At 56.8% G+C, this 16,161-nt stretch carries 13 protein-coding genes; 8 read left to right on the top strand and 5 right to left on the bottom strand.

Annotated elements, in window-relative coordinates:
• The first annotated feature begins 97 nt into the window (after positions 1-97).
• Positions 98-1,348: a valine--pyruvate transaminase gene (gene avtA, locus ACQ3G7_RS23585; protein ID WP_430892602.1), complete on the top strand. Its 1,251-nt coding sequence runs from the start codon at positions 98-100 to the stop codon at positions 1,346-1,348.
• Positions 1,349-1,403: 55 nt separating this feature from the next.
• On the opposite strand, the gene ACQ3G7_RS23580 is transcribed toward avtA, so the two are convergent.
• The 5 genes from ACQ3G7_RS23580 to ACQ3G7_RS23560 all read right to left on the bottom strand — a co-directional run bounded on the left by ACQ3G7_RS23580 (position 1,404) and on the right by ACQ3G7_RS23560 (position 7,582).
• Positions 1,404-1,889, bottom strand: coding sequence for a 4Fe-4S dicluster domain-containing protein (locus tag ACQ3G7_RS23580; RefSeq protein WP_263098825.1), 486 nt, complete (start codon positions 1,887-1,889; stop codon positions 1,404-1,406).
• A 142-nt stretch (positions 1,890-2,031) separates the two neighbouring features.
• The gene (gene exaC / locus ACQ3G7_RS23575; protein WP_430892600.1) at positions 2,032-3,570 is read right to left on the bottom strand and encodes an acetaldehyde dehydrogenase ExaC; all 1,539 of its coding nucleotides are present in this window, start codon (positions 3,568-3,570) and stop codon (positions 2,032-2,034) included.
• Positions 3,571-3,656: 86 nt separating this feature from the next.
• On the bottom strand, positions 3,657-5,507 hold the full coding sequence (gene selB / locus ACQ3G7_RS23570) for a selenocysteine-specific translation elongation factor (RefSeq protein WP_430892598.1): 1,851 nt from the start codon (positions 5,505-5,507) through the stop codon (positions 3,657-3,659).
• Complete coding sequence (gene selA, locus ACQ3G7_RS23565) at positions 5,504-6,880, bottom strand: L-seryl-tRNA(Sec) selenium transferase (RefSeq protein ID WP_430892596.1); 1,377 nt, start codon at positions 6,878-6,880, stop codon at positions 5,504-5,506. The genes selB and selA overlap by 4 nt, the downstream gene beginning before the upstream one ends.
• A 93-nt stretch (positions 6,881-6,973) precedes the next feature.
• Positions 6,974-7,582 carry a glutathione S-transferase gene (locus tag ACQ3G7_RS23560; RefSeq protein WP_430892594.1) on the bottom strand — a complete coding sequence of 203 codons (609 nt, stop codon included), beginning with the start codon at positions 7,580-7,582 and terminating at the stop codon, positions 6,974-6,976.
• Positions 7,583-8,097: 515 nt separating this feature from the next.
• On the opposite strand from ACQ3G7_RS23560, the gene ACQ3G7_RS23555 reads away from it, so the two are divergent.
• From ACQ3G7_RS23555 to lldD, 7 genes are all read left to right on the top strand, one after another.
• Positions 8,098-10,008 carry a PTS mannitol transporter subunit IICBA gene (locus ACQ3G7_RS23555; protein WP_430892592.1) on the top strand — a complete coding sequence of 637 codons (1,911 nt, stop codon included), beginning with the start codon at positions 8,098-8,100 and terminating at the stop codon, positions 10,006-10,008.
• Between the two features lie 117 nt (positions 10,009-10,125).
• The gene (mtlD, locus tag ACQ3G7_RS23550; protein WP_496353904.1) at positions 10,126-11,274 is read left to right on the top strand and encodes a mannitol-1-phosphate 5-dehydrogenase; all 1,149 of its coding nucleotides are present in this window, start codon (positions 10,126-10,128) and stop codon (positions 11,272-11,274) included.
• Entirely contained in the window at positions 11,274-11,861 is a 588-nt protein-coding gene (gene mtlR / locus ACQ3G7_RS23545; protein WP_263101008.1) for a mannitol operon repressor MtlR, read from the top strand. Before mtlD ends, mtlR begins: the two co-directional genes overlap by 1 nt.
• A gap of 56 nt (positions 11,862-11,917) precedes the next feature.
• Complete coding sequence (locus tag ACQ3G7_RS23540) at positions 11,918-12,280, top strand: YibL family ribosome-associated protein (RefSeq protein ID WP_263098818.1); 363 nt, start codon at positions 11,918-11,920, stop codon at positions 12,278-12,280.
• Positions 12,281-12,549: 269 nt separating this feature from the next.
• Complete coding sequence (gene lldP, locus ACQ3G7_RS23535; protein WP_263098817.1) at positions 12,550-14,205, top strand: L-lactate permease; 1,656 nt, start codon at positions 12,550-12,552, stop codon at positions 14,203-14,205.
• A complete protein-coding gene (gene lldR, locus ACQ3G7_RS23530) occupies positions 14,202-14,978 on the top strand; it encodes a transcriptional regulator LldR (RefSeq protein ID WP_430892588.1) in 777 nt (258 codons plus the stop codon). Before lldP ends, lldR begins: the two co-directional genes overlap by 4 nt.
• A partial coding sequence (gene lldD / locus ACQ3G7_RS23525) for an FMN-dependent L-lactate dehydrogenase LldD (protein ID WP_430892586.1) occupies positions 14,975-16,161 on the top strand: 1,187 nt, incomplete at its 3' end. The genes lldR and lldD, both read left to right, overlap by 4 nt.

Genomic DNA, 16,161 nt, shown 5'->3' with positions numbered 1-16,161 from the left:
TAAAGTATGAAAGAGAGCGTCAGGGTGTGATTTGCACCCTGCCTTACAGAGCGCTATGGTTAGCCACTTTGAACAGCAGCCCGGCAGAACAGTAGCGATGACATTTTCACTTTTCGGCGACAAATTCACCCGCCATGCAGGCATTACGCGCCTGATGGAGGATCTCAACGACGGTTTACGCACACCAGGCGCTATCATGCTCGGCGGCGGCAACCCGGCGCAAATTCCGGCGATGACCGATTACTTCCACAAGCTGCTGGCAGAGATGGTGGAAAACGGCAAAGCGACTGATGCGCTGTGCAATTATGACGGTCCGCAGGGCAAAACCGAGCTGCTAACCGCGCTGGCAGGCATGCTGCGCGAAGAATTAGGTTGGGATATTGAGCCACAGAATATTGCGCTAACAAATGGCAGCCAGAGCGCATTTTTCTACTTATTCAATCTGTTTGCCGGCCGCCGCGCCGATGGAAGCACCAGAAAAGTGTTGTTCCCACTGGCACCGGAGTATATCGGTTACGCGGATTCCGGGCTGGAAGAGGATCTTTTCGTCTCCGCACGGCCCAATATTGAGCTGCTGCCCGAAGGCCAGTTCAAATACCACGTCGATTTCGAACACCTGCACATTGGCGAAGAGACAGGCATGATCTGTGTCTCGCGTCCGACCAACCCGACCGGCAACGTCATTACCGATGAAGAGCTGATGAAACTGGATGCGCTGGCCCATCAGCACAACATTCCACTGGTGATTGATAACGCTTACGGCGTGCCTTTCCCGGGGATCATCTTTAGCGAAGCGCGCCCGTTGTGGAACCCGAATATTATTTTGTGCATGAGCCTGTCGAAGCTGGGCCTGCCTGGCAGCCGCTGCGGCATTATTATCGCCAACGACAAAGTGATTTCGGCAATCCGCAACATGAACGGCATCATCAGTCTGGCGCCAGGCGGTATTGGCCCGGCAATGATGTGCGAAATGATCAAACGCAAAGACCTGCTGCGCCTGTCCGAAGAGGTGATAAAGCCTTTTTACTACCAGCGAGTGCAGGAAACCATCGCCACGCTGCGCCGTTATTTACCTGAAGAGCGCTGCCTGATCCACAAGCCGGAAGGGGCAATATTCCTCTGGCTGTGGTTTAAGGATCTGCCCATCAGCACGGAGCTGCTGTATCAGCGGTTGAAAAAACGCGGTGTCCTGATGGTGCCAGGAGATTACTTCTTCCCGGGGTTGGATAAACCCTGGCCGCATACCCATCAGTGCATGCGCATGAACTATGTGCCGGAACCGTCGCTGATCGAAGAGGGTGTGAGAATTCTCGCCGAAGAAGTTGAAAAAGCCTGGCAGGAAAACTGACGCCGGACAACCGCATAACAAGCCCCCCTGACCGGGGGCTTTTTTACGCGCGTTATCAGGCAACAAACCCGGCTAACTGACCACGCAGGCGGTTTTCCCGCAGCGTTGCCGGGTTGAGGCAGCTTAGCGCACCGGTCGGGCAGGCTTCCACGCAGGCTGGGCCGTTTTCACGGTGCTGGCACAAATCGCACTTCAGCGCCTGCGCCTGGTTATTGATCACGGTGACCTGCATGGCGCCAAACGGGCAGGCGATCATGCAACTCTTACAGCCGATACAGCGGGACTGTTCCACGCACACCGCCCCCTCGACACGACTTATTGCCCCAACCGGGCAAACATTCGCGCAGGGTGCATCTTCGCAGTGATGGCAGGTCACCGCCGTAGAGAACGTACCGGTTTTCACCACGCGAATGCGCGCGGAAAACGTGGCAGGTTTGACGACCGAGCAGTCCTGATTGTCCTCGTGCGACACCACACAGGCCACTTCACAGGTCCGGCAGCCAATGCACTTGCCCGGATCGGCGATAATAAAACGGTTCATTCTCCACTCCGCCTGACGCAAAAAACCAAGGGTGCCAGAAAACGCCGTGGCAGCGCTTTGATCGCGGCAGGGAAAGTCGCCAGATTTGTCATCTGCATGAACATGTCTGGCGCTTTGCCTTAACGGTTTGTTAACGCGCGGGTCAGAACAGCCCTTGTGGCTTGTCGGAGTAGCTCACTAACAGGCATTTGGTTTGCTGGTAGTGCTCCAGCATCATCTTATGGGTTTCACGCCCAATCCCCGACTGCTTGTAACCGCCAAACGCCGCATGCGCGGGATACGCATGATAGCAGTTGGTCCAGACGCGCCCGGCCTGGATGCCGCGCCCCATTCGGTAGGCCAATGACCCGTTACGGCTCCAGACACCCGCGCCGAGGCCATACAGCGTATCGTTGGCCAGCGCCAGGGCTTCATCCTCGGTTTTGAAGGTCGTGACCGCCAGCACCGGGCCGAAAATCTCCTCCTGAAAGACGCGCATCGCGTTCTGACCAAACAGGATCGTCGGTTCCAGGTAGTAACCTGTTTGCAGATCCCCCGCCAGCACTTTACGCCGCCCGCCAGTGAGGATGTCCGCCCCCTCCTGCTGACCGACGGCAATATAATTGAGAATGGTCTCCATCTGCCCTTGTGAAACCTGCGCCCCCATTTGCGTGGTGTTGTCTAACGGGTTACCGCTACGAATGCTTTCCACCCGGCGAATCGCGCGCTCCATAAAACGCTCGTAGATGGATTCCTGCACCAGCGCCCGACTCGGGCAGGTGCACACTTCGCCCTGGTTGAAGGCGAACAGGGCAAACCCTTCCAGGGCTTTATCGAAGTAAGCATCTTCTTCATCCATCACGTCGGCGAAGAAGATATTCGGCGATTTACCGCCCAACTCCAGCGTCACCGGAATAATGTTTTGCGTGGCGTACTGCATAATTTGTCGGCCCACGTCCGTCGAACCGGTAAACGCCACCTTGGCGATGCGTTTTGAAGTGGCGAGATACTCGCCAATCTCACCGCCTGCACCGTTTACCACATTGATGACCCCTGGCGGCAGCAGATCGCCGATAATCTCCATCAGCAATAGTACCGACAGCGGCGTCAGGCGCGCGGGTTTCAGCACAATGCAGTTTCCAGCCGCCAGCGCGGGGGCCATTTTCCAGCACGCCATCAACAGCGGAAAGTTCCACGGAATGATCTGCCCGACTACCCCGAGCGGTTCATGAAAATGGTACGCCACCGTGTCGTTATCAATTTCGCTGATCCCGCCTTCCTGCGCACGTATGCAGCCCGCGAAATAACGGAAATGATCGATTGCCAGCGGCACGTCTGCGCCTTGCGTTTCGCGGATCGGTTTGCCGTTGTCCCAGGTTTCCGCCGTCGCCAGCAGGTCAAGGTTTTGCTCCATGCGATCGGCGATTTTTAGCAATATTGCCGCCCGCGCCTGGACGGACATTGCCCCCCATGCCGCTCTGGCTTTGTGGGCGGCATCCAGTGCGAGGTCGATATCCTGCGGGCCAGAACTGGCAACCTCACACAGTGGTTGCCCGGTCACCGGCGTGAGATTCGGGTAATACTCGCCCGCCACGGGGGCGACCCAATCGCCACCGATAAAGTTGTCATAGCGGGCTTTTAATGCCAGGGGAAAACCGTATTTCCCTGGCTGGATAGAGGGCGTTGAGAGGGAGGTGTTCATCGGCGTCTCCTTGCGACAGTCGTCTTTACAAGGGTAGACGCGACTGGCGAAATATTCGCCAGCCTGCAATAACTTAAAACAAATCTTCAGTCGTTTTCTTTGGTAAACAACGCCTTGTCGCGCAGGATATGATCGTTGCCGCGACGGCGGGTAAAACCAATGCGGTCAAAATATTCGAGGATCTGGATAGCCAGCTTGCGCCCGACGTTAAGCCGGTCGCGGAAATCCGCCGCACTGGTGGTACCGCGCGCCAGATCCAGCTCGCGGATCATCGTGGCAAACGTCACAATCCGATCGTTGCGGTAATAACGATCTTTCACGATCGCCGTAATCAGCCCCTGCTGGGCCGCTTGCCGCAACACGGTGCGCATTACCTGTTCATCGGCCGCAACCTCGCGCGCCACATCCCGCACCCACCAAGGTTCGTCACCAAACAGCGGCGCGGCTTTCTGCCATAGCTGCGCCTGTTCATCGGTAAAACCGGCTTTGTGATCCGGCAGATGCAACCAGCCGTGGTGACTGTGGATATCACCGCTTTCACGCATGCGCTCAATCAGGGTTAACACCAGCGCTTCGTCTTCCATTGGCAGCGCCATACGCCGCAGACGCTCGCGCCCCGGTCCCGGCTCTTCGCGATGCTGCTCGTGATAGGTCGCCAGCGTTTCCAGCAGTTTTCGCTGCCAGCGCGCCGCCACCGGTGCATCGAGCAGATTGTTTCCGGCGCGGAGATATCCCGGCTGGTGCAATAATCTCTCCAGCCCGTCCGGGCTGAGCTGGCGTGCCCAGCCAAAGGCCGTAAGATCGACCGCACCACGTGACAGATGCACCGACAACGCCTGCGCATCATCCGACGCCTGCGCCAGCGCGGTGATCCAGTTCAGGTAGTCCGTTTTACGTTTGCCCCGGCGCGGCGAATTCAACGCCACCACCCGCGCGCCCGCCAGCGTGCTACGCGCGGAGATATCCCGCAGTACCAAGCGATCGTTATCCGCCAGCCACAGCGGGGTATCCAGCACCAGCTCCGCCAGGTCATTCTCCAGCAGCGACACACGGCCAGTAACGTGGCTGGCGGCATGATGGATGTGCACAGGTTGCCACTGCGTCAGCGGCGTATGTGTTTGCAGAGCGACAATCAGCCGCTCCGTGGGCTCGGGAGGTTGCTGCGACAGCAGCCAGTCACCACGGCTCAGCGCCTCTTTTTCCGCATCGCCAGCAATATTCAGGGCGATACGTTGCCCGGCGTGCGCCCGCTCAACGGGCTGATTTTGCGCATGCAGACCGCGAACGCGCATCGGTTTATTCACCCCGGTCAGCCACAGCGTATCGCCGATGCGGACATCGCCGGATAACGCCGTACCGGTCACCACCAGCCCCGCCCCTTTGACGGTAAAAGCGCGATCCAGCGCCAGGCGAAAGCGTTGGTGTTCCGGGTGCGCCCGCTCCGGCAGTTGCAGCAGATGCGCGCGTAATTCATCAATCCCCTGCTGCATCGTCGCCGCCGTGACGAACAGGGTCGCCTGCGGGTAACCGAAAGCGCGTAAGGTGTTTTGCACCTCCTCGCGCACGTCGGCAATGCGCGCCTCATCCACGCGATCGGCTTTTGTCAGCGCCACCGTCAGCGCCGGGTTTCCGGTTAACTGCAAAATCGCCAGATGTTCGCGTGTCTGCGCCATCACCCCATCGTCGCAGGCCACCACCAGCAACGCATGATCAATGCCGCCAACGCCCGCCAGCATATTCGACAAAAATTTTTCATGCCCCGGCACATCGATAAAACCCGGCACGCGCCCGTCCGGCTGCGGCCAGTAGGCATAGCCGAGATCGATGGTCATCCCGCGTTTTTTTTCCTCCGGCAAACGGTCAGCGTTCACACCGGTAATGGCTTCAATCAGGGTGGTTTTGCCGTGGTCCACGTGCCCGGCGGTGGCAATAATCATTTCAGCAACATCTCCAGCAAGCGGGATTCATGTTCAAGACAGCGGCAGTCCAGCCACAGGCGACCATCATAGATACGGCCAATTACCGGCTGCGGCAGCGCCCGCCACTGCATCGCCAGCGCTTCCAGCCGACGGCCGCTACCGTCGCGGGGAGTAAACGTCAGCGCCGCGCCTGGCAACCTGTCCACCGGCAGCGAACCGCTGCCAATCTGCGACTGGCAGACCTCGACCCGCACATCAAACTCATGATAATGCGACGTCAGCGCGGCGCGCAGACGCTGCGCCTGCTCGCGGATCTCCGGTTCCGGGCGTGTTAAATAGCGCAGGGTCGGCAGGTTTTGCCGGAGCTTTTCCGGATGCAGGTAAAGACGCAGCGTGGCTTCCAGCGCGGCCAGCGTCATTTTATCCGCACGCAGGGCGCGTTTCAGCGGATGTTGCTGCAACTGCGCAATCAGCGCTTTTTTCCCGACGATAATCCCGGCCTGCGGGCCGCCCAGCAGTTTATCGCCGGAGAAACTCACCAGACTCACGCCTGCGGCAATCAACGTTTGCGGCATGGGCTCCTGCGGCAGCCCATAAAGGCTTAAATCCACCAGCGAACCGCTGCCAAGATCGACAATCACCGGTAACCCGGACGCCTGCGCCAGCGTGACCAGTTCGCCTTCGCTCACCGCTTTGGTAAACCCGTCGATATGGTAATTGCTGGTGTGTACCTTCATCAGCAGGGCGGTATTGTCATTAATGGCCTGCTGATAATCTTTGGCGTGGGTGCGATTGGTCGTGCCGACTTCGTGCAATACGCAGCCAGCCTGACGCATCACATCCGGAATGCGAAACGCGCCGCCTATCTCCACCAGTTCGCCGCGCGACACCACCACTTCCCGGCCTGCCGCCGTGGCAGCCAGCATCAGCAGCACTGCCGCCGCATTGTTATTCACAATACAGGCATCTTCCGCACCGGTCAGTTGACACAAGAGATCGGCCAGCGCCCGATCGCGATGACCCCGTCCGGCACCGTCGAGATCGTACTCCAGCGTTACCGGTGACCCCATCGCCTGAGCGACCGCATCGATAGCCGCCTGCGACTGTATCGCACGGCCTAAATTGGTATGCAGCACCGTCCCGCTGAGATTAAACACCGGGCGTAACGCGCTGGTTTCGCTGCATTCCAGACGCAGCCGGGTTTCCGCCGCCCAGTTTTCGCACCAGCCGGGTAATGTCTGCGCAGTGCGGATCTGCTCGCGCGCTTCATCCTGTAATTGGCGCAACGCCTGGGCCACGCGGTGGTGACCAAACGTCGCTAACAGAGAAGTGAACGCCTCGTCACGTAACAGGCGATCGGTAGAAGGGATCTGGCTGTAAAGAGTAGTCATGAAAAGGCCTGGCTGTTGGTTGCCCCTCCCGTCAGGGGCGATTTGACGTGAGGGGATTGTACAGCGACTTTGTTCAGGCGGACATCATGGTTATCACGCCTTTGGCGGCGCAGTGCGGGCGAAGCTCTCACGCAGGAACAAGTTTTCCACCAGTTTCACCAGCAGCGGGCGATTAACACACCAGCCGGGCGCAACGTGGCGGAAGTTAATGTAATCAATGGCGCAGGCTATCGCGATGGTTGCCAGATTGAGGCTATCAACACTGAGCGTTCCGTCACGCAAATAGCTTTCCAGCGCATCCAGCCCGCGGTTCACTTTTTCCCGCTGGCGAAGCAGTTCGCTTTCAGACTGCTGCTCAACCGGGCGCGCCAGTTCACGCACCGACACCAGTGCCGCGTCCATAATGCCGTCCGCCAGAGCTTCAAGCTGGCGAATTTTCAGCGCGGCTTTCGCATCCGTCGGCAACATCGCCGGTGCAATCCCCAATAAATCAATGTACTGGGCGATAATCGGCGAGTCATACCACACCTCTCCGCCATCGGTCACCAGCGCCGGGACTTTGCCAAGGGGGTTAAATTGCCCCACGCCGTTAACGGCGTTATACGGTTGCTCGTTGATGAATTCGAACGTGATCCCTTTTTCCAACAGAATCACCGAAATTTTGCGTACAAAAGGGCTGGTGTAGCTGCCAATCAGTTTCATTGCCGGGTCCTTTTTTCGCCAACTAAAAATTAAGTATGCACCAACGGAATCAGACCGTTTCATCAATATGCAAACTTTACCGCCCAGATTAGCATCACAGCCGCAAATGAAAGGGAGTTACACGTCAAGCTGGTTGAAAAAGACACAGTTTGCGATCGATCACACTCAGAAAAGTCCTGGCGAAAATATCTTGTGATCAATATCACAAATAAATAACAAAGTGCCCAAACAAAAATGTGAACAACATCACACTTAATGCCCTGTTCAGCCTGTTTTTTATTCCTTGTTCTTTTTTTACACACGATTTTTGTGACAAAGATCACCATAAAGACCCGGCCTCCCCCTGTATTAATGCGATCAACATCACACAAAAAGGCACCATCTGGACAGTACGCCCATTCGGTGCGAGATTTCGCATCACTGATAACCCAGGTCCGGCTACCTCTGCCGCCACATTAACAAACAAACCTCGGGCTTCCGGCCTGTGCGATAGCAAACATAAGAAGGGGTGTTTTATGTCATCCGATATCAAGATCAAGGTGCAGAGCTTTGGTCGTTTCCTTAGCAATATGGTGATGCCTAACATCGGCGCGTTTATCGCGTGGGGTATCATCACCGCATTGTTTATTCCTACAGGGTGGTTACCAAACGAGACGCTGGCAAAACTCGTTGGTCCAATGATTACTTACCTGCTGCCGCTGCTCATCGGTTTCACCGGTGGTCGTCTGGTTGGCGGCGATCGCGGCGGCGTTGTCGGTGCGATCACCACCATGGGCGTTATCGTCGGCGCAGACATGCCGATGTTCCTTGGCGCAATGATTGCCGGCCCGCTGGGTGGTATCTGCATTAAGAAATTTGACGCGGCCGTAGACGGCAAGATCAAATCCGGTTTTGAAATGCTGGTGAATAACTTCTCCGCTGGCATCATCGGTATGATCCTCGCTATCCTGGCATTCCTCGGCATTGGCCCTGCGGTTGAAGTCCTGTCCAAAGTTCTGGCAGCAGGCGTTAACTTCATGGTTGTGCATGACATGCTGCCGCTGGCGTCTATCTTTGTTGAACCGGCGAAAATCCTGTTCCTCAACAACGCCATCAACCACGGTATCTTCTCACCGCTGGGTATTCAGCAGTCGCATGACATCGGCAAGTCTATCTTCTTCCTGATCGAAGCAAACCCGGGTCCGGGGATGGGCGTTCTGCTGGCGTACATGTTCTTTGGTCGCGGTAGCGCTAAACAGTCTGCTGGCGGTGCGGCTATCATCCACTTCCTGGGTGGTATCCACGAAATTTACTTCCCGTATGTGCTGATGAACCCGCGTCTGCTGCTGGCCGTTATTCTCGGCGGTATGACTGGCGTGTTCACCCTGAGCGTGCTGAACGGCGGTCTGGTGTCTCCGGCTTCTCCGGGTTCCATCCTGGCCGTGCTGGCGATGACGCCAAAAGGCGCGTACTTCGCTAACCTGACAGCCATCTTCGCTGCGCTGATCGTCTCCTTCGTGATCGCCTCCATTCTGCTGAAAACCAGCAAAGTGAAAGAAGAGGACGAAGATATCGAAGCGGCTACCCGTCGTATGCAGGACATGAAAGCCCAGTCTAAAGGCGCATCGCCGCTGGCAGCTGGCGACGTGACCAACGACCTGAGCCATGTGCGTAAAATCATCGTGGCATGTGATGCCGGTATGGGCTCCAGCGCCATGGGCGCAGGCGTACTGCGTAAGAAAGTACAGGATGCCGGCCTCACCAACATTTCGGTGACCAACAGCGCGATTAACAGCCTGCCGTCTGACGTTGATCTGGTGATTACGCACCGCGATCTGACCGAGCGCGCTATGCGCCAGGCACCGCAGGCGCAGCATATCTCCCTGACCAACTTCCTGGACAGCGGCCTGTACACCGGTCTGACTGAACGTCTGGTCGCTGCACAGCGCCACACCGACAACCAGACCAAAGTGAACAGCAGCCTGCAGGACAGCTTCGATGCTTCCAACAGCAATCTGTTCAAGCTGGGCGCAGAGAACATCTTCCTTGGTCGTAAAGCGAGTAACAAAGAAGAAGCCATCCGTTTTGCCGGTGAGCAACTGGTGAAAGGCGGCTACGTTCAGCCGGAATATGTCGATGCAATGCTGGAACGCGAAAAACTGACCCCGACGTATCTGGGTGAATCTATCGCGGTTCCGCACGGCACCGTGGAAGCCAAAGATCGCGTGCTGAAAACGGGTGTGGTGTTCTGCCAGTACCCGGAAGGCGTTCGCTTTGGCGAGGACGAAGAAGACATCGCCCGCCTGGTCATCGGGATTGCGGCACGCAACAACGAGCACATCCAGGTGATCACCAGCCTGACCAACGCACTGGATGACGAGACGGTCATTGAACGTCTGGCGCATACTACCAGCGTTGAAGAAGTGCTGGCGCTGCTCGGTAAATAACAGACCGGCGCTAACCTCTTCCCTCTCCCCTTTGGGGAGAGGGCTAGGGTGAGGAGAAATTTTCGTGGTTCCTCACCCCAGCCCTCTCGGGTAAAAACATTGATGAAGGTTAAGACTATGAAAGCATTGCATTTTGGCGCAGGAAATATCGGACGTGGTTTCATCGGCAAATTACTGGCCGACGCGGGGATTGAACTGACATTCGCCGATGTGAATCAGGTGGTTCTCGACGCCCTTAATGCCCGTCATAGCTATCAGGTGCATGTGGTTGGTGAAAATGAGCAGGTGGATACGGTTTCCGGCGTTAACGCCGTCAGCAGCATCGGTGATGAAGTTGTTGAACTGATCGCTTCCGTGGATCTGGTGACCACCGCTGTTGGCCCGGTCGTTCTGGAACGCATTGCGCCGGCTATCGCCAAAGGGCTGGCGAAACGTAAAGCGCAGGGCATTACCACGCCGCTGAATATCATCGCGTGCGAAAATATGGTGCGCGGCACCACGCAACTGAAAGGCCATGTCATTGCCGCGCTGGCGGATGCAGACAAAGCCTGGGTTGATCAGCACGTCGGCTTCGTCGATTCCGCCGTTGACCGTATCGTTCCGCCTTCTGAATCCGCCACCCACGATCCGCTGGAAGTCACAGTGGAAACGTTCAGTGAGTGGATTGTGGATAAAACCCAGTTTAAAGGCGCGCTGCCGAACATCCCCGGGATGGAATTAACTGATAACCTGATGGCATTTGTTGAACGTAAGCTCTTCACGCTGAATACCGGGCATGCTATAACCGCGTACCTTGGAAAACAGACCGGCCTTCAAACCATTCGCGACGCTATCCTGGATGCCAACATCCGTGCCGTTGTGAAAGGCGCGATGGAAGAGAGCGGCGCGGTGCTGATCAAGCGTTATGGCTTTGATGCCGATAAGCATGCCGCGTACATTCAGAAAATCCTGGGCCGTTTTGAAAACCCCTATCTGAAAGACGATGTTGAGCGCGTAGGACGTCAGCCGCTGCGTAAACTGAGCGCCGGCGATCGCCTGATCAAACCGCTGCTCGGCACGCTGGAGTACAACCTGCCGCACGCGAACCTGGTGAAAGGCATTGCCGCTGCCATGCATTACCGCAGCGAGCAGGATCCTCAGGCGCAAGAGCTGGCTGCGCTTATCGAAGAGAAAGGCCCGCAGGCTGCGCTGGCGCAGATTTCTGGTCTGGACGCCAACAGCCCGGTCGTTAACGAAGCCGTCAACGCCTATAACGCCAAGGCATGATGCCGACTCTGGCGCGGGACTCCCCGCGCCTGTTAACGAAATTGTCAGATATGCAGGCAATAATGGAAAAAACGCAGGCCTTCGAAAACCGTGTACTCGAGCGTCTGAATGCTGGCAAAACCGTGCGAAGTTTCTTGATTGCCGCCGTTGAGCTGCTCAATGAGGCGATCAATATTCTGGTGCTGCAGGTATTCCGCAAAGACGATTATGCGGTGAAATATGCTGTTGAGCCGCTACTTGACGGAGATGGACCGCTGGGCAATTTGTCTGTGCGTTTGAAGCTGATTTACGGTCTTGGGGTGATTTCCCGCCCGGAGTATGAAGACGCGGAACTGCTGATGGCGCTACGCGAGGAGCTGAACCACGACGGCACGGAATACGCCTTTACCGATGATGAAATCCTCGGACCTTTTGGCGAGTTGCACTGCGTTGCCGCCCTGCCGCCAACACCGCTGTTCGACACCAGTGATCCTGACCTTTTTGCAATGCAAAAACAGCGCTACCAGCAGGTGGTGCGTTCCACAATGGTGCTGTCGCTCACCGAGCTGATTTCCCGTATCAGCTTAAAAAAGGCATTCCAGAAGTAAACTCCGTTATAAATGCTGTATCCTTATCTTTTTATCCCCCAACAAAACCGGGCATCATGAAAGAAGTCGAAAAAAACGAAATTAAGCGTCTGAGCGACCGCCTCGACGCTATTCGCCACCAGCAAGCCGATCTCTCGTTAGTTGACGCGGCGGACAAATACGCCGAGCTGGAAAAAGAGAAAACCACGCTGGAAGCGGAAATCCTCCGTCTGCGCGAGCAATACACCCAGAAGCTGAGCAAAGAAGCGCAAAAGCTGATGAAAATGCCGTTCAGCCGGGCCATCACCAAAAAAGAGCAGGCGGATCTCGGCAAGTTGAAAAAAAGCGTCCGTGGCCTGGTGGTCGTACACCCGATGACCGCGCTGGGTCGTGAAATGGGTCTTGAAGCCATGACCGGCTTTGCCAAAAGCGCATTCTGACCTTCCTGTTCACAGCACTTGTTCTCCTCCACCGGGGGCAAGTGCTGTCAAAATTGGCCCTACCAATCTCTCCCTGATTTTCTCTGCGGTTCACAATTCCATAAAATCACGTCACATCCCAATTGCCAGATAGCAACATTTGGATAACCATTCGTTATCACAAACCCTACACACCACCACTGGCAGGACCACTTTTACAAAACATGTGATGCAGAGATAAGCACAGACTTACCGCTCGCCTGTTTTACGGTGGTTCTCAGGAGACCTGCATGAATCTCTGGCAACAGAATTACGACCCGGCCGGTAATATCTGGCTATCCAGTCTGATCGCTTCACTGCCGATCCTGTTTTTCTTTTTCGCGCTCATAAAGCTCAAATTAAAAGGCTATGTTGCTGCGAGCTGGACCGTGGCTATCGCCCTGGCGGTCGCGTTGCTGTTCTACGATATGCCACTGGATCACGCTCTCGCCTCTGTGGTGTATGGTTTCTTCTATGGCCTGTGGCCTATCGCCTGGATCATTATCGCTGCGGTATTTGTCTATAAAATCTCGGTGAAAACCGGGCAGTTCGACATTATCCGCTCGTCGATTCTCTCCATTACCCCGGACCAGCGCCTGCAAATGCTGATTGTCGGTTTCTCATTCGGTGCATTCCTCGAAGGGGCGGCCGGGTTTGGCGCACCGGTGGCAATCACAGCGGCACTGTTGGTCGGGCTCGGTTTTAATCCGCTGTATGCCGCCGGTTTGTGTTTGATCGTCAATACCGCACCGGTCGCTTTCGGCGCAATGGGCATTCCGATTCTGGTTGCCGGACAAGTCACCGGGCTGGACAGTTTTGAAATTGGCCAGATGGTAGGTCGCCAGTTGCCGTTCCTGACCATTATTGTGCTGTTCTGGATCATGGCGATTATGGACGGCTGGCGCGGCGTGAAAGAGACCTGGCCTGCGGTGATTGTGGCCGGGGGTTCGTTTGCCATTGCCCAGTATTTGAGTTCAAACTTTATCGGCCCGGAGCTGCCAGACATTATCTCGTCGCTGGTGTCACTGGTCTGTCTGACACTGTTCCTCAAGCGCTGGAAGCCGGTACGTATTTTCCGCTTTGGCGATATGGGCGCCTCGCAGGTCGATCTCAATCTGCAACGCACCCACTACAGCGGCGGGCAGATCCTGCGTGCCTGGTCGCCCTTCCTGTTTCTGACCGCCACCGTTACGTTGTGGAGCGTTCCACCGTTTAAGGCCATGTTCGCCCCTGGTGGTGCGCTGTATGACTGGGTGTTCACCGTTTCCGTACCGCACCTGGATAAGCTGGTCGCCCGTATGCCGCCGGTGGTGAGCGCAGCCACGCCTTACGCAGCCATCTATAAATTTGACTGGTTCTCAGCGACCGGCACAGCCATTTTGTTTGCCGCTATCCTGTCGATTATCTGGCTGCGCATGAAGCCAAAAGATGCGATCAGCACCTTTACCAGCACGTTGCGCGATCTGGCGTTGCCGATTTACTCCATCGGAATGGTGCTGGCCTTTGCCTTTATTTCCAACTATTCCGGGCTCTCTTCAACGCTGGCATTAGCGCTGGCGCATACCGGCAATGCCTTTACCTTCTTCTCGCCGTTCCTCGGCTGGTTGGGGGTATTCCTTACCGGTTCGGATACCTCGTCGAATGCGTTGTTTGCCGCCTTGCAGGCCACCGCTGCTCAACAGATTGGGGTGTCAGATGTGCTGATGGTGGCGGCAAACACCACCGGCGGCGTCACCGGAAAAATGATTTCACCGCAATCCATCGCCATTGCCTGTGCGGCCGTTGGTCTGGTGGGGAAAGAGTCCGATCTGTTCCGCTTTACCGTTAAACACAGCCTGATTTTCACCTGTATGGTCGGTCTTATTACGACACTTCAGGCCTATGTGCTGACCTGGATGATCCCATGAAAGTGTTACCCAGACGCCTGACGGACGAGGTTGTTGACCGTGTGCGGGCGCTGATTGCAGAGCAGCAACTGGAAGCGGGCATGAAATTGCCCGCTGAGCGCCAGCTTGCCGTACAGCTTGGCGTGTCGCGCAATTCATTGCGTGAAGCACTGTCGCGGCTGGTGAGCGAAGGCGTGTTGCTGAGCCGCCGCGGCGGCGGCACCTTTGTGCGCTGGCAGCACGATGAGTGGTCCGAACAAAACATTGTGCAGCCGTTAAAGACACTGCTGAATGACGATCCGGACTACAGCTTCGATATTCTTGAAGCGCGCCACGCCATCGAAGCCAGCACGGCCTGGCATGCGGCGATGCGTGCGACGGAAGCAGACAAAGAGAAAATCGTCCTGTGCTTTGACGCCACGCAATCCGACGATCCGGACCTGGCGTCACAAGCGGATGTGCGCTTCCACCTTGCCATTGCGGAAGCGTCGCACAATGTGGTGTTGCTCCAGACGATGCGGGGCTTTTTCGATCTGCTGCAATCCTCCGTGAAGCAGAGCCGCCAGCGTATGTACCTGGTTCCCCCCGTTTTTTCGCAGCTTACCGAACAACACCAGGCGGTGATGAACGCCATTCTTGCCGGAGACGCCGAGGGCGCGCGTCAGGCGATGATGGCCCATCTTGGTTTTGTGCACACCACCATTCGCCAGTTCGATGAAGATCAGGCCCGGCAGGCGCGGATCACCCGCCTGCCGGACGAACAGCCTATTCACTCCAGGGAGAAAAAAGCATGATTATTTCCGCAGCCAGCGACTATCGCGCGGCAGCACAGCGCATTCTGCCGCCGTTCCTGTTTCACTATATCGACGGCGGCGCATATGCCGAATATACCCTGCGCCGCAACGTTGAAGATTTATCCCAGGTCGCGCTGCGCCAGCGGGTGCTGAAAAATATGTCAGATCTCAGCCTCGACACCACGCTGTTTAACGAAAAACTCTCAATGCCTGTGGCGCTGGCGCCGGTCGGATTATGCGGTATGTATGCGCGACGTGGCGAAGTACAGGCCGCAGGCGCAGCCGATGCGAAAGGCATTCCTTTTACCTTGTCGACGGTGTCCGTCTGCCCGATTGAAGAAGTTGCGCCCACCCTGAAACGGCCAATGTGGTTCCAGCTCTATGTCCTGCGCGATCGCGGCTTTATGCGTAATGCGCTGGAGCGCGCCAAAGCGGCGGGCTGCTCCACGCTGGTGTTCACCGTCGATATGCCGACGCCAGGCGCACGTTACCGTGATGCGCACTCCGGCATGAGCGGCCCGAATGCCGCGCTGCGCCGTTACTGGCAGGCCGTGACGCACCCGCAATGGGCGTGGGATGTCGGCATGAACGGGCGTCCTCACGATTTGGGCAACATCTCAACTTACCTTGGCAAACCAACCGGCCTGGAAGACTACATTGGCTGGCTGGCAAAAAACTTCGATCCCTCGATTTCATGGAAAGACCTGGAGTGGATCCGCGAATTCTGGGATGGTCCGATGGTGATCAAAGGGATCCTGGATGCAGAAGACGCCCGCGACGCGGTGCGCTTTGGCGCCGATGGCATCGTGGTCTCCAACCACGGCGGCCGCCAGCTCGACGGCGTACTCTCATCCGCTCGTGCGTTACCGGCTATCGCCGATGCGGTCAAAGGGGACATTGCTATTCTCGCCGACAGCGGCATCCGCAACGGTCTGGATGTCGTGCGCATGATTGCGCTCGGTGCTGACACCGTACTGCTGGGCCGCGCGTATCTCTACGCGCTGGCAACGCACGGACGCCAGGGGGTGGCAAATCTGCTGGATTTAATCGAGAAAGAGATGAAAGTGGCGATGACGTTAACCGGCGCGAGATCGATTAGCGAAATCAGCAAAGAGTCGCTGGTACAGGAGCTGAGTCAGTTGCCCGCTGCGCTGGCGCCGCTGGCACATGGGGATGCGGCATA

The organism is Kosakonia sp. N21 (genome assembly GCF_050587465.1).
GTDB lineage: Bacteria > Pseudomonadota > Gammaproteobacteria > Enterobacterales > Enterobacteriaceae.
This window is presented reverse-complemented; position numbering and strand designations above follow the sequence as displayed.

What these genes read in the sequence shown, in the direction of transcription:
- avtA (WP_430892602.1), top strand. Translation starts at nt 98, where the DNA reads ATGACATTTTCACTTTTCGGCGACAAATTCACCCGCCATGCAGGCATT.
- ACQ3G7_RS23580 (WP_263098825.1), bottom strand. Translation starts at nt 1,889, where the DNA reads ATGAACCGTTTTATTATCGCCGATCCGGGCAAGTGCATTGGCTGCCGG.
- exaC (WP_430892600.1), bottom strand. Translation starts at nt 3,570, where the DNA reads ATGAACACCTCCCTCTCAACGCCCTCTATCCAGCCAGGGAAATACGGT.
- selB (WP_430892598.1), bottom strand. Translation starts at nt 5,507, where the DNA reads ATGATTATTGCCACCGCCGGGCACGTGGACCACGGCAAAACCACCCTG.
- selA (WP_430892596.1), bottom strand. Translation starts at nt 6,880, where the DNA reads ATGACTACTCTTTACAGCCAGATCCCTTCTACCGATCGCCTGTTACGT.
- ACQ3G7_RS23560 (WP_430892594.1), bottom strand. Translation starts at nt 7,582, where the DNA reads ATGAAACTGATTGGCAGCTACACCAGCCCTTTTGTACGCAAAATTTCG.
- ACQ3G7_RS23555 (WP_430892592.1), top strand. Translation starts at nt 8,098, where the DNA reads ATGTCATCCGATATCAAGATCAAGGTGCAGAGCTTTGGTCGTTTCCTT.
- mtlD (WP_496353904.1), top strand. Translation starts at nt 10,126, where the DNA reads ATGAAAGCATTGCATTTTGGCGCAGGAAATATCGGACGTGGTTTCATC.
- mtlR (WP_263101008.1), top strand. Translation starts at nt 11,274, where the DNA reads ATGCCGACTCTGGCGCGGGACTCCCCGCGCCTGTTAACGAAATTGTCA.
- ACQ3G7_RS23540 (WP_263098818.1), top strand. Translation starts at nt 11,918, where the DNA reads ATGAAAGAAGTCGAAAAAAACGAAATTAAGCGTCTGAGCGACCGCCTC.
- lldP (WP_263098817.1), top strand. Translation starts at nt 12,550, where the DNA reads ATGAATCTCTGGCAACAGAATTACGACCCGGCCGGTAATATCTGGCTA.
- lldR (WP_430892588.1), top strand. Translation starts at nt 14,202, where the DNA reads ATGAAAGTGTTACCCAGACGCCTGACGGACGAGGTTGTTGACCGTGTG.